Below are 13407 nucleotides of genomic sequence, written 5' to 3'. Positions count from 1 at the left end.
CATTCAGCGGATATGCGCCGCTTTGCGTGTCAATCGCGGTGCGAGGCCTTCATACAAGATCTGTATGCATTGCGCCGTGCCGCGGGCACTGGTATCCATAACGTGCGCTGGCGACAGAGGTTCCTGGAAGGGAGTATCCACGCCAGGCAATCCGCGCGAGGTGCCCGCTTGTACTTGCGCATAACGGCCACGCGGGTCCCGGGCAGTGCATATGGACAACGGAGTGCTGACATGTACCTCGATAAAACGCGATGCACCGATAATCGTGCGCGCCACCGCGCGTTGCGCACGCAATGGCGCGGTGACAGCAGCGAGTACCACCATGCCGTTATCATTGATCAATCGAGCCGCTTCGGCACAACGCCGTACCGCTTCAGCGACCGCGTCCATGCCATCCCCTGGACGCGTCAAGTCGTCAAGGATTCCTGCAACATCCTTGCATAAGCCACGCGCCACATTTTCGTCTTCGAGCAAGCAGCAAGGATGACCCAACGTCATCAAATGCTGCTGCAACGCCAGGGCCAACGTGCTTTTTCCCGCACCACTCAGCCCCGTAAACCAAACGGTCACCGGCCGCTGTCCCATCCAGCGCGCACGCCGCGCGGACAACATCCTTCCTGATATGCCACTTGCCTCTTCACTGTGCGTCCGCACGTCTTGCATGCCATCCATGACTTGCTCCACTACGCTGCTGTCAATTCAATTCGTCGATACCAATCGTTCGGCAAACTGTAAAAGCACCTGCTTTTTCAGAATGACAACGCCGCGAAGCATTTATCGGGAAGCCGAACCGGGAAAGACATCGCATTTGGACTTGTAGCCTTTATTCATTCGAACCGTTTGATGCGTAGTAAGTCGATACATTTCGCCTACGCCATGGGGGATGCGGTATGGCATCCAGATGGCGCAGTGCGCCACGAACCAGCGCCGCATACTCGTCGCGCAAATGCGGAGTGGCTGAATGGTAAGCACCCACGGCGTTCCAGTTATTTCCGTACCGTACAATCTGCTTTTTGAGATGCCATGCAGCCACATAAATATTGACGCATTCGTTACGCAGCGCTCGCATGCTCACGCCATATGTCCGCAGTTCCGGTAGATGTATCGAGTTGATCTGCAACTCGCCGATATCGACCGTACCATTCTCATTGTGATGCTCGGCATTCGGATTCCCGCGCGACTCAACCCAGGCAATCGCGCGCAGCACCATCGGGTTGACGCCCTGGTAAGCCGCTGCCGCATCGAAGCAATCGGCCCATGCGGCAACCGGCATCGATAAACCAATCAGCAATAACGCACGCCGCCAACGCATGCGCTGCCTTTTCTTCTGTAGCGTGATCTGTTCCATCGACGTATCGTTTCATCCTTTCCAGGTGCCGCCCACACGGCGTTGCTGCGAAAAGTAAACGAAGCATGTTGGCCCCGTCCATGCGGAAAAAAACGCGGGCGCGCAGACGCTTCGCGCTACGGGAATCCGCTTCGGCAGGCAAGCAGTCGGTTTGCGTCATGCGACGCGGGGCTTCGCGCGACAGGCAATGGCTTCGCCTCGGGTGCGCCCGGGTACCGATGGCGCGGTATAACCCCACTACTTGAGACCGCCCATCGTCGGGAGGCGTGCCAGGCACGCCATGGAGCAGACGCACCCCCCCGGGTTGGCACGTTGAACCGCCCGGCGCAACGCTGTATTTCGGAGAATGGTGATGCCTAGCGACACAGGAATCTCGCATATTCATGGCACCGGTCAGGTCGCCTCTGACTATGACACCGGTCCACACACACCCGCGCCAAAGCGCCGTCCCATATCGACTCCCGGGCAGAGTGGCGATAGCAGGCTAACCGGATTGACACCACAACGCCTGGAGGGAGCGACACAACGCAAGCCCACCGTCACCGGTGGGCGCGGACCTATTTTGCGAAACGCGTTGCCTGCCAATAAAGCAGAGACGATGCGATCACACGTGTACAACGAAGACACGGGATACACTGCGGATAGCGAGGCTGCAGGCAACGGCGGACATCAACAGATGCGACCGATGCGAACGCGGAAAAACAGGCTGCCTGCCAATCATCAAGGCAAAACGACGCCGACGGCAAATTTCGCCGGGGAAGACATTGCCGACGTGTTCGCCGGGACACCGGGCAGTGCCGGCACGCGAAATCAAGCCGCGAGCATGCGACCATCCTCGCCCTCGCAAGGCGCTTCGAGTAGCACCAATGCATCGACACCACAGGCGCCGTCGCCGCATAGGGCCTCATCGGAAGCGAGCCTGCCGCAGGCTCAAACGTCCCTGGCAGTGCCTCAGCAGACGCACGAACCCCAACAGACGCAGCCGCCCCTGACGCCAGCGACACCTGACCCGCACGCACAACCACAACCCATGCAGGGCCCTCATGCCGGCGTTGGTCCGCAGGGTCCGCACGCTTTCCAACCTCCACCAGGCACCGTCGGACAGCAATATGGGATGCAAGCACCGCCGATGACCATGGGGGATCGAGTCCGCCGAATTTTCGGGATGCAGCCTGTCAATGGCCCTACCGGTCCATTCGGACCCATGGGGCCGAATGGTAATTTCGGCGCCTATGGCCAGGGATCGTCAATGATGAACTATGCGCAACCGATGATCGGGATGGTGAGCAGCGTTGCGAACATTGCCATTTCGATGTTGAGCGCAATGCTGAACATCGCGGAAAACATTGCGCAAAAAACGGAACAACTGTCGCGCAAGAACTGACCTCCCGCGCTTTCAGACTATATTACGTCGCCCTCTGGTCGGGGTTACGTTGCAATTCATCCCATGTTTGCCAAGTTTCCAGGAACAGCTTGCGGTGAGGGATACAACGGACGCGGCCCCTCTTCGAGGAATAGAAGACAGGCTTCGCTAGGGACGAAAGTAACAGAACGTCAAAGAGTGGCGGAATTCGACGCGCGGGATGACACCATACATTCCAACAGAGCGCGTCTCCCTTCACGATCCGCTCACCGTTTTTACTTTCCTCCCTCAAGCAGGAGTGCATCATGTCAACGTCTCTGTACTTTGCCGTCGCATCCACGCTTTCGACCTCGCATCCGTCCGCTACGTATTGCGCGAAGATGCTGGCAGGACAATATAGCGAAGCCGCCACGATTGCCGCGGCGAGAGCCGACTACGACCGCGCAGGTTTCCAGCCGACCTATGCCGACATGCAGGCCTACGCGGATGTGCAACTCGTTCTGGGGCGCTACGAGGATGCGGAGGAAACTTATCGCCGCGCGCAAAAATCGATGCTGGGCGATCGCGGCACGATGCGCGCCGCGCTATCACGTAACGCCGGGTGGCAGGCGCTGTTTCAAAATCACATGGGAACGGCCCTGATGTGTTTCCGTCGTGTGATGGAAGACGAACTCGCTACACCGATACAAAAGTGCGAATGCACAGTAGGAACGATTCTCGTTCTGTTCAATCTTGGCCGGCTGGATACCGTGCGCCTGCGCCTGGAAACGCTAGGGGAACTTGCGCGTGATGCCGACGATCCGCGGTGGCGTCGCCTGGCGGACACGCTCCGACACGAATTGCTTGCGCAATATCGCCTGCGCGCCTCCGAGCCGCTGTCGGACCACATTTACTGGCGCTCTGTCATTCTGGAGTTCGTCCCAAACGCACTCGTCGATGGGCTTGCGATCCTGTCGGATGACAATACTCCCGCCATTGAAGTGCTCTCGAAACGCGCGGACTTTCTGAATAACCTGCTGGTCTTATCGCGTGGCAGCCATGCCGGCCTCGCGCAGATCGACACTTATCTGCGTTGGAGCCAAAGCGCCGGACTGCATGGTTACCACCGCGGCCTACGTTTGGAAGTGGCCCTGGCTGCGCTGGCTAGCAAATCAGCCGATGTGGCGGAAAACATGCTCCGCATGTTCCGCGATGTATCCATGCATGCGAACCAGAATGCGCGTTGGTATCTCGAGTACCTGTATTGTCATTCAAAAGTACATCAACAGCACGGTCGCATGCTGGAACATGCGCAGACCTATGGTCGATATGCCTTGCTATCGATCAAACATGTTCGCGCGGACAGCGAGGCAATGCCAACCGCACCAGAAGAGCGAGTGATACCCGCGCCAGATGATCTGAGTGCACGGCTACCTGGGAAATACCGCCGCGCCTATCGCTATCTGGTTGATCACCTGGAATGTGCGGATTTATCCGTCCGCGAGGTTGCTAATCATATTGGGGTATCGGAACGCGCCCTCCAAGCAGCCTTCAAGACACATCTCGGCCTGTCACCGAGTGAGCTGATCCGCGGCAAACGAATGGAACATATCCGCGGCGAATTAATGGCAAACGACGACCAGGCGGCCAGCGTCCTGCAGATCGCCAGCCGATGGGGGGTTCAGCATCGCTCCACCTTGTTGAACGGGTATCGGAAAATGTATCGAGAAGCGCCTTCGGAAACGCTTTCGCGCTGATCTTGCAAAATTATTTTATAGATTCCTATACATTATAAGTAGGATAACGAATGAGTACTATCTTTCGTCCGCCCCGCATTATTGATTTTGGCAGACTCCGGCTTCGGCCTTTCACCCGGTCCGACGCGCCGATGCTATTCGATTGCCTGCTCGGCGACCCTGACGTAACAGCCTGGCTGGCATTTCGCACGCACAGGAGCACTGCCGAATCGGAAACCTTCATAGAGGACACGCAACGCGGCTGGACATCTGGACACTGCTTCACGTGGGCGCTCGAAGATAGCGAAAGTGCACGGATCGTCGCCGCTATCGAGGTCCGCCCTGCGCTACCGCGTGCGGAGCTTGGCGTGATCACAAGCTTCCAGGAGGGATATCGCAAGCGCCGAGCGGGATTGCTGGCGTTATTGAAGTTGATCGACTGGCTGATGTCGCAGCCAAACCTTTGGAGACTTCACGCGTACTGCGCGCCGGAAGGCAAGGCGGCCAGCACGATGACACGGCTGGGATTTACCCTGGAAGGCCGACTATCGCACTGGGAGCCCAGACCCAATCAGAATATCGCGGCAGGCGACGCATTGTTATTCGCCATCACCCGGTCCCCCGCCGAATCCATGCCAGGAACCGCGGCCCGATACCCCCGGCTTGCTCGACACGATCTCGTCGTCCGGGAATAGCGACAAATCCGGCTCATAGCAGCGAGGTGGCCTTGCGCTCATATTTTTGGGCAACGTCATCCAAGGTGTGAATAAGCCGCTCGATCCCAGGCGTGCGCGCGAAGCGGCTTGATCGCTTGCAGATCGTGCGCAGCAATGTTGCCGACGCCACCGCGTCATTCAGCGCCCCAAACCGGGACTGCACACGCTGCAGGCGTTTGATCTGCCGCTTTGTCAGCAGCTTTGCCGCCCATCGATTGCGCTTTTTGGATTTTTTGACAGCTGGCACATCCATCATATCCGCGGATGACCTATGCATTGCATCGGCATGCACCGCGTGCCTGGCCACGATAAATTGCGCCTCCGTGTACGAAGTGATCAGGCTATACAAGTCGCGCACGCGCTTTCCCGCTTTGCGCACTGCGTGCAGCGCGTCGTAATGACCATCGCGCACCGCCTTTTTTTCACAAGTACGAAGTTGCTTGCGCGCCTTCGACAAACGCCCCGCGAGAAATACCAGATCGACCGGGGACGAGGTGGTTGCATTGACTAATTCAGCACACATCGGTATTTGTAACACAACCGAAGCGTCGATATCGCGCGCATGCCTTGCCAATCCTACGATGCCGGAATTTACAGCGTCTTCGCGAACAACGCTCAGCGTCGCGCGAGCTTTCGTCAAGCGCGGCACCCATTCATCCGCCAGCGCCAGTGTGATGTCCCAATCGCGCACGCCTGCCGCCGTACGCATCAGGCGACGTGTCACCTCTCGCTCTGCTGTCAACACACCGGCATCCAGCCGGGGACGATAGGCCCACTGCAGCGCTTTCAGTCGACGCAATGCCACCCGCATTGCGTGGATCGTCTCAGGGGCCGCCCCACCCCTGTTTTCCTTGAATTCGTGCGTGCGCGCACGCACGGTCTCCCAAAGAGGTCTTGCCAATTGGGCGTAGTCCTGAACAGCCGCGCAAGCACCCGCATCACGGGCGCTTTTTACAGGGTCGCCCGAATCGGGCTTACCGTCGCCGCGCCTGTCACGCGAGGCGGCCATACTCGTGGCAGGCATGCGGTTGATTGCCGCGGCTTCCTCTTCTGTTTGCGGACAGAAATTCGGCTCGAGGTCGTGTTTTCCATCTGCTCGCATTACGCTTCTCCTATACATGCCATGCCGACAGTGATGCAAAACCGATGCCTGCCCGATGGCTAAAGCGCATTACTAACCGCTTTCATGCATAATGAGATGCGATGACAAAACCGCAAACGATGCCACTTTCCCAGTGAAAGTCATAAGACCCAGGGCTTTCCCGGGAAATGCCTTTAGGTGTTTTTTCCTTCCCACCAGATCATGAACACGAAGCAAAAAACGACAGGACAACCGAATCACCCGCTCGAGTATGCCATTGAGCGCGGCTTGTTCGCATCACGCTGGATCTTGGCGCCGATCTATGTTGGACTGGCGCTCAGCATGCTTTTGCTTTTATTCAAATTCGCGCAAGAATGCTGGCATATGGTCAGCCATATGATCTCGATGACCGTTGATGATACGATTCTTGGGCTTCTTTCGTTGATCGACCTGTCTCTGATGGGCAATCTTATGCTGATGATCATGTTCGGCGGCTATCAGAACTTTGTCTCGAAACTCGACCTCGAAGGGCACAAAGATACGCCGGATTGGGTTGCGCACGTGGGTTTCAGCGACTTGAAGTTGAAGTTGATGGCGTCCATCGTCGCCATCTCGGCTATCGAGTTGCTAAAAAACTTCATGAGCATCGAGCACGTCAGCACACGGACTTTGGCATGGGGCATCGGTATTCATATGGCATTTGTCGTATCCGCGGTGCTGCTGGCCGGTATGGACGTGTTGATGACGCGTGTTCGTGATCAAAAGATCGAGCAAGACGACGCACTCTAGACTCTCGCCCAGCAAAAATAGCCACGCCTCGCAGGGAGGCCCCACACTACTTGCTGCCTTGTCAATAAACCGTATGTCGTTCAGGACCGCGGCATTGACTAATCTGCACGTAACACGGACGGATCCCCTGCGATGTCGAATTCGTGCCATGACAGCGTGCGCTTGCGCGCTGTGGCCGACCCCAGCATCGCGCGATGGTGATCGGCGGAGACCGGGGTGAAGACAGGCATCACGCGCCAACGTCGATTACACTGCTATTTTCCCTGACGAGGACCTTTCCATGAAATCACGCGCAGCCGTTGCATTTGGCCCGGGCGAACCGCTGAAGATTGTCGAAATCGACGTCGCTCCGCCACGCAAAGGCGAGGTACTGGTCAAGATCACGCACACTGGCGTATGCCATACAGATGCGTTCACACTGTCAGGCGATGATCCGGAAGGCTTGTTCCCCGCGGTGCTCGGCCATGAAGGTGGCGGCATTGTCGTGGAAGTTGGCGAAGGCGTGACGAGCGTTCAACCTGGCGATCATGTGATCCCGCTCTACACCGCCGAATGCCGTGAATGCAAATTCTGCCGTTCCGGCAAGACAAATCTGTGCCAGGCCATCCGCGTGACGCAAGGCAAAGGGTTGATGCCTGATGGCACGACGCGTTTTTCGTACAATGGCGAACCGATCTATCACTATATGGGGTGCTCGACGTTCAGCGAATACACCGTTGTCGCCGAAATCTCGCTAGCCAAGGTGAACCCGCAAGCGCCGCTGGAAAAGGTCTGTCTGCTGGGCTGCGGCGTGACGACCGGCATTGGTGCCGTGCATAACACGGCGAAGGTCAAGGAAGGCGATACCGTGGCGGTCTTCGGGCTTGGCGGTATCGGTCTGGCCGTGATCCAGGGTGCGAAGCAGGCAAAGGCCGGCCGCATCCTGGCCATCGACCTGAATCCGGACAAGTTCGATCTGGCACGCTTATTTGGCGCCACCGACTGCATTAATCCGAAGGATCATCAGAAGTCGATCCAGGACGTGATCGTCGAGATGACCGATGGCGGTGTCGACTTCAGTTTCGAATGTATCGGCAATGTTGATGTCATGCGTTCCGCACTGGAATGCTGTCATAAAGGCTGGGGAGAAAGCGTGATCATCGGGGTGGCCGGCGCAGGCCAGGAGATCCGGACACGCCCGTTCCAGCTGGTAACAGGCCGCGTCTGGCGGGGATCAGCATTTGGCGGCGTCAAGGGACGCACACAGTTACCCGGCATGGTCGAACAGGCAATGGCGGGTGAAATACAGCTCGACCCTTTCATTACTCACACGTTGCCGCTTGACCAAATCAACGAGGCATTCGATTTGATGCATGACGGTAAGTCGATCCGCGCGGTGATCCACTATTGATTCGAGGCCGCCGTAACGGCATCGGGAAAAAGGATCGTCGTCATGGCCGAGTCCGAGATAAAACAGCGCATCCGTGGCGCGGCGAAGGCGCCACGCATCACCGACGTCGCGCGCTGCGCGGGCGTCTCGCCGATTACCGTGTCGCGCGTCTTCAATCAACCGCACACCGTAGCGCCGGAAACGCTCGAACGGGTGCGGGAGGCAGTGCAAAAGCTGGGCTATGTGCCCAATCGTCTTGCCGGCGGGCTCTCCTCCGCGAGATCTCGACTGATTGCGGCAATTGTCCCGACGATTGTCCATTCCCTGTTTTCCGAGACCATCCAGGCGTTTAGCGAGACGATGAGCGCGGCGGGGTATCAGGTGTTGCTGGCACTGAGCGGATACGACGACAAGAACGAAGAGCAATTGCTCGACGCGGTGATGAGCCGGCGTCCCGAAGGAGTTCTCCTGACAGGTGTGGCACATACGGAATCGCTACGCCAGCGGCTATCGGTGTTGGACCTGCCGATCGTAGAAACCTGGGACATCACCGAAGGGCCGATCGACATGCTCATCGGCTTTTCCCATTATCAGGTAGGACAAACCGTTGCACGCCGCTTTCTGCAGCGCGGTGTCACCCGTCCTGCCCTGGTCTCCGCGAACGACGAACGGGCTTTGGCACGGCGCAGCGGCTTTCGCGATACGCTCGCCGACGCCGGTATCCCGGAAATCGGCGAAATCATTGTCGATCCACCCAGCTCCGTGGCCGTAGGCAAAGAAGCGTACCGCCGTCTGCGCGCGCAAGATCCGGCGATCGATGCCATTTTCTGTGGTTCCGACCTCGTTGCGCTCGGCGTGCTCCGTGAAGCGAAAGCGCTAGGTGTCGCGGTACCGACCGCATTGGCAATCTGCGGCTTCGGTGATCTCGAATTTGCAGCGGAAACAGAACCCCGACTATCCACGATCAATGTGGATGGTCGCCGCATTGGTGTGATGGCCGCGCGTGCGTTACTCGATCGACTACAAGGGGATCGGCCCATGGATGAACTATCGGCCTCACCTCGTCCTCCGGTTTGCGCCGACGTCGGCTTTGCCTTGATCGATCGCGAAACGATCTGACTTCCCGGCCTTTCAAGCCGTCATGCCATTCCACCGCCGCCGCAAAACCATCAATGCGGGAAACAAGCATGCCCAGCCTATGGCAAGTACACCGGTGGCGAAGGCGGCATCGGGAAATCGTGCCGCCCCCATGGCCACGCCTGCACGAAACGATAGTGGCCCCGCCACGGCGCCCAGCAGCGCCGCCAGCCACAGATGCCGCTTGAACCACGCCAGCAGAACGTTGACCTGGATCGCGAGCTGCAGCCACAAAGCCAGAATCCAGTACGGGGCGGTGCCGGGCCAGAGCGTGCCGGTGGCATACACGATCACGTGCGTGCGCACAATCGCTGACTCCCAGCATGCGGCCCCCAACAGGACAATACAGGCGAGGATCGCCTCGTCCCGAGGACGTTCCGCCACTATCAGGTGGTAGACGAACATGCACAATGAAAAAACGGCGCCGATCCAAGCGAGGTGGCGTGCTGCGCTCAATACGCTCACGAACCAGCCAACGTGACACGCAACCAAATACAGTGTTCGTGCGATCCAAGGTTGGCGCAGACGCGCCACGAACTCAGTCAACTTTATTTTACTCCCGCCACTGGCGATACACCGCGGCAACCCCATGCTGCGCACGGCAATGGTCACGCATCGCCGAGGCGGCAGACATGGCGTGATACTTCTCCACTAGAGCCTGCCGATCGACGAACCGGATTCCGGCGTTTTCTTTCCGAATAATACAGACCACCGTACACGGACGATCAGGAAACGCGCCCGACCCGCCGCCACACGAACGTTATCATGCGACTGCCTCGCGCGCGGGCGCGACCCATGCCATCGCGTTCAGGTCCACGAATGCCGAAGCAGTATGCACTGTTTTGCAGCACATACCGGGTTTTGAAGCAAGGCAAGCAGCGTGCATTAGAATCAGCCATTCCTCCCAGACCTCATCGCCCGATCGCGATAGGAGGATTGCCACGTATTTCTGTTTCTCCATCATCGAGCCGACGTCGTTGAATATCCTAAAGCGCAACCCCCGTTTTCCCCATGCTGCGAACGCCGACACCGACGCCAGTGGAGGCGGACAACCGCATCCTGACACGATCGCTCTCACGTTGGAAGCCGTGTTGGCGCTGGCAGAGAAGGTATTGACGCTAAATGGCATGAGTGAGGATCAGGCCGCGGCAATGGCGCGCACTTTGACCGCGGGCCAACGCGACGACTGCCAGTCTCATGGCTTATACCGCTTGTTTGCCTGCGTCCACACGCTGCGCCACGGTGCCGTGCGGGGTCATGCAATGCCAGTCGTCGAGGACGCGACCCCGGCGCTGGTTCGCGTGGACGCCGATTTTGGCTTCTCGACGCTGGCTTTCGAGCGCGGCTTGCCATTGTTGATCGAAAAGGCGCGTCGGACCGGCATTGCCGCAATGGCAATTCACGATTGCTACCACGTTTCTGCATTATGGCCCGAGGTGGAAGCTCTGGCAGTGGCGGGGCTTGCCGGCTTGGCAATGACGCCCGCGCATGATTGGGTAGCCCCGGCGGGCGGAAATCGACCGGTCTTCGGCACGAATCCGATTGCCTTTGCCTGGCCCCGACCCGGCCCCCTTCCTTACGTGTTCGACTTCGCGACATCGGCTATCGCGCGGGGAGAGATCGAGCTGCACCGCCAGGCCGGCACCAAGATTCCGCTGGATTGGGCGATCGACGCCCAAGGCCAGGCCACTGACGACCCGGCTGCGGCACTGGAAGGCGCGATGCGGACCTTTGGTGGTCACAAAGGGTCGGCATTGGCGACGATGATCGAATTACTGGCGGGACCGTTGATGGGTGAATTGACGTCGATTGAATCGGCGAAGCGTGACGGTGGCGTGGGCGCGGTGCCGTGCCATGGCGAACTAATCGTGGCGTTCGATCCACTCATGTTCAGTGGCGGGTCAGGAGAGGTCGGAAACGCCTATGCGGAAGCGATGTTCGATCGTATTACCGGTCAAGGCGCCCGACTGCCTTCGCAGCGCCGCTTTGCCGCGCGGGAACGCGCGATGGCGGAGGGTGTCGTTCAGATCTCACGAGAACGCTACGACGCGGTGCTTAAGCTGATTCCGTCCCGACCCGACGGGGCGCAAGGCTGACCGGTTACCCGGCGCGAAGCATCGAGTGACGCCAATGCTTCGCGGTCACGGCGGCGACGATCATGTTCAATCCAATCACAATCATTTCCATATGTGGCAGGATCTGCTGCAAAAGCAGCGACTAACGCCAGGTAACATGAATCGGCTCATCGAGCCAGGGAAGAACGACCGGCTGCATTGGCCATGGCAGGTTATCGAGCAACACATCGCTCGCATCGGTTTCAACCTCGATCCGCCAGTGTTCACCCTCCGGAACCAAACGGCCAGAGCGCTGTAAGAAGAGCTGCCGTAAATCACTTACGCCGCATCCACCCAAGCCAGGAAGACGTCTCGGGAGGGTGGAAAACCAAGTGTCGATTTTTTCCAGGCGCCAAGGCTCCAACATATCGCCGTCGATTAAGATATCTTGCGGCAAGCCGCATAGTACTTTGTTCATCGGCATGCGCCACTCCTGCCACGCCGGATCGCCCCAGACAAGATAGTCCAATACCATCACGGCACGTACAGCCGTGTTCACTTGATTGTCCGATAGCGCTGCCCCCTCGTCGCGACGACTGGGAACGAATTCAACCAGAGCAAGCAAGGTCGGAATCAACGGCCAGAGACAAATCAGACCAGCGTTAGTTACCACGATCGCCTCCAGATCGGGGAGCCGTTGCCGGTGGGCACTGCGTCCTATCAAGCCGCGCCTTGGCCTAGCAACAGGTAAGGCGGTTGTGGCGCGAATGTGCGGGAGAACCTCGTCCGCGGGAAAACGACTAGGTGGCCTTTTGATATCGTCTTTGCCAACGGCTTTCTCTTGCACCATGCTGGACGCACCCTGCGGCATCGAATGCATGTCACCTATTCTTGGAGGAAGACCATCTCGCACGTCAATGCTCATATGCAGCAACTGCTCGACCAGGGGTTGGCCGATTAGATTGGCTAACCGTGCTTGCTTAGTTGGATCAACCTGGACAACCCGCGCAATATCGAGCGCGTGCTTCGTGACATTTCGCAATGCCGTTTCAAACCACGCATGTGGCGTATTCGAACCCCACGGTGGTATCCCGTCGAGAGATCTCCCTGCCAGATACCCTAAAACCCAATCAGCATCAGACGTGGCTTGACATATGCGCGTCACGCTCGACGCCATGTCTTGACCAACGATACGAGATAGCCGAGAAAACGCCACTTTTTCTTCCAGCACGTGAGTCAATGCTGGCACGAAATTATTTCTGCGTTTCTCGATCTGGTTAGACAACCAATCTATCGGAGAACTCGTGCCCCATGAGATGGCTCCTCGAAAATATCCGCATCGCAGGAAAGTAGCAAACGCGCCAAGTTCATCCTCAACAGGCGCGCCAGCTTCGTACTCCGTGCGATCGATGTTTTCCTTGCGCCAATTCAACGAGGCGACCACATCAGGATCGCTCTTAACCAACGCGCCTTGCCCGTCATCGGCGCCCCCGTTAAGTTTACTTTGACGGTCCTCCCTGTTTAGTGCTACGCGAACGATAAATGTCCGCTGTTGCAGCGCAGAAAGTGCCCGCGAAGGCAATTCAGTCTGCCAACCTGAACGCTCCATCGCACCAAGATTCATGGTGACATTTATAGAGGAACCTGCTTCGTGTGTCTGAACAAGTGTTTGAAACAGCTTCTCCACTGGACGCTTCAGACGTGCTTTTACGATCGCACCACATTCCGCCAAGACCTCATGCTCCGCGCCCGAACTCATCCGCAAAATAATTTTCAGCCTTATCATCGCTGCGTTCCGGCCCCTCTATTGTCAACGTCATCCGACATATCAAACG

12 protein-coding genes are annotated in these 13407 nt (G+C 58.1%); 7 read left to right on the top strand and 5 right to left on the bottom strand.

Annotated elements, in window-relative coordinates:
• Positions 1 to 3: 3 nt before the first annotated feature.
• Together SJQ66_RS02335 and SJQ66_RS02330 are read right to left on the bottom strand one after the other, a co-directional pair.
• On the bottom strand, positions 4 to 672 hold the full coding sequence (locus SJQ66_RS02335; RefSeq protein ID WP_024905032.1) for an adenylyl-sulfate kinase: 669 nt from the start codon (positions 670 to 672) through the stop codon (positions 4 to 6).
• Between the two features lie 151 nt (positions 673 to 823).
• Positions 824 to 1348: a lytic transglycosylase domain-containing protein gene (locus SJQ66_RS02330; RefSeq protein ID WP_096335620.1), complete on the bottom strand. Its 525-nt coding sequence runs from the start codon at positions 1346 to 1348 to the stop codon at positions 824 to 826.
• A 352-nt stretch (positions 1349 to 1700) separates the two neighbouring features.
• Between SJQ66_RS02330 and SJQ66_RS02325 the strand changes: the two genes are divergently transcribed.
• The 3 genes from SJQ66_RS02325 (at position 1701) to SJQ66_RS02315 (ending at position 5121) form a co-directional block, all read left to right on the top strand.
• Entirely contained in the window at positions 1701 to 2732 is a 1032-nt protein-coding gene (locus tag SJQ66_RS02325) for a hypothetical protein (protein ID WP_157685154.1), read from the top strand.
• A gap of 284 nt (positions 2733 to 3016) precedes the next feature.
• Positions 3017 to 4447, top strand: a complete 1431-nt coding sequence (locus SJQ66_RS02320) for a helix-turn-helix transcriptional regulator (RefSeq protein WP_024905029.1) — start codon at positions 3017 to 3019, stop codon at positions 4445 to 4447.
• Between the two features lie 50 nt (positions 4448 to 4497).
• A complete protein-coding gene (locus tag SJQ66_RS02315; protein ID WP_024905028.1) occupies positions 4498 to 5121 on the top strand; it encodes a GNAT family N-acetyltransferase in 624 nt (207 codons plus the stop codon).
• Between the two features lie 13 nt (positions 5122 to 5134).
• On the opposite strand, the gene SJQ66_RS02310 is transcribed toward SJQ66_RS02315, so the two are convergent.
• Positions 5135 to 6244: a CHAD domain-containing protein gene (locus tag SJQ66_RS02310; protein ID WP_046153309.1), complete on the bottom strand. Its 1110-nt coding sequence runs from the start codon at positions 6242 to 6244 to the stop codon at positions 5135 to 5137.
• 201 nt (positions 6245 to 6445) lie between these two features.
• Between SJQ66_RS02310 and SJQ66_RS02305 the strand changes: the two genes are divergently transcribed.
• From SJQ66_RS02305 to SJQ66_RS02295, 3 genes are all read left to right on the top strand, one after another.
• Positions 6446 to 7012, top strand: coding sequence for a TIGR00645 family protein (locus tag SJQ66_RS02305; protein WP_036012185.1), 567 nt, complete (start codon positions 6446 to 6448; stop codon positions 7010 to 7012).
• A 280-nt stretch (positions 7013 to 7292) separates the two neighbouring features.
• Positions 7293 to 8402 carry an S-(hydroxymethyl)glutathione dehydrogenase/class III alcohol dehydrogenase gene (locus SJQ66_RS02300; protein ID WP_024905025.1) on the top strand — a complete coding sequence of 370 codons (1110 nt, stop codon included), beginning with the start codon at positions 7293 to 7295 and terminating at the stop codon, positions 8400 to 8402.
• Between the two features lie 42 nt (positions 8403 to 8444).
• Complete coding sequence (locus SJQ66_RS02295) at positions 8445 to 9500, top strand: LacI family DNA-binding transcriptional regulator (RefSeq protein WP_046153308.1); 1056 nt, start codon at positions 8445 to 8447, stop codon at positions 9498 to 9500.
• A gap of 12 nt (positions 9501 to 9512) precedes the next feature.
• Here the strand turns inward: SJQ66_RS02295 and SJQ66_RS02290 are convergent, their stop codons facing one another.
• Entirely contained in the window at positions 9513 to 10064 is a 552-nt protein-coding gene (locus SJQ66_RS02290; RefSeq protein WP_320533562.1) for a DUF2878 domain-containing protein, read from the bottom strand.
• A gap of 521 nt (positions 10065 to 10585) precedes the next feature.
• Between SJQ66_RS02290 and SJQ66_RS02285 the strand changes: the two genes are divergently transcribed.
• Positions 10586 to 11614 (top strand): Ldh family oxidoreductase, encoded by a 1029-nt coding sequence (locus SJQ66_RS02285; RefSeq protein WP_046153336.1) that lies wholly within the window; start codon positions 10586 to 10588, stop codon positions 11612 to 11614.
• 121 nt (positions 11615 to 11735) lie between these two features.
• On the opposite strand, the gene SJQ66_RS02280 is transcribed toward SJQ66_RS02285, so the two are convergent.
• Positions 11736 to 13358 carry a contractile injection system tape measure protein gene (locus SJQ66_RS02280; protein ID WP_320533561.1) on the bottom strand — a complete coding sequence of 541 codons (1623 nt, stop codon included), beginning with the start codon at positions 13356 to 13358 and terminating at the stop codon, positions 11736 to 11738.
• Between the last annotated feature and the right edge of the window lie 49 nt (positions 13359 to 13407).

The sequence above is a fragment of the Robbsia andropogonis genome, assembly GCF_034047095.1.
Taxonomy (GTDB): Bacteria; Pseudomonadota; Gammaproteobacteria; order Burkholderiales; family Burkholderiaceae; genus Robbsia; species Robbsia andropogonis.
Note: the sequence above shows the minus strand (reverse complement) of the source record. Positions and strands in the feature narration are given on the sequence as shown.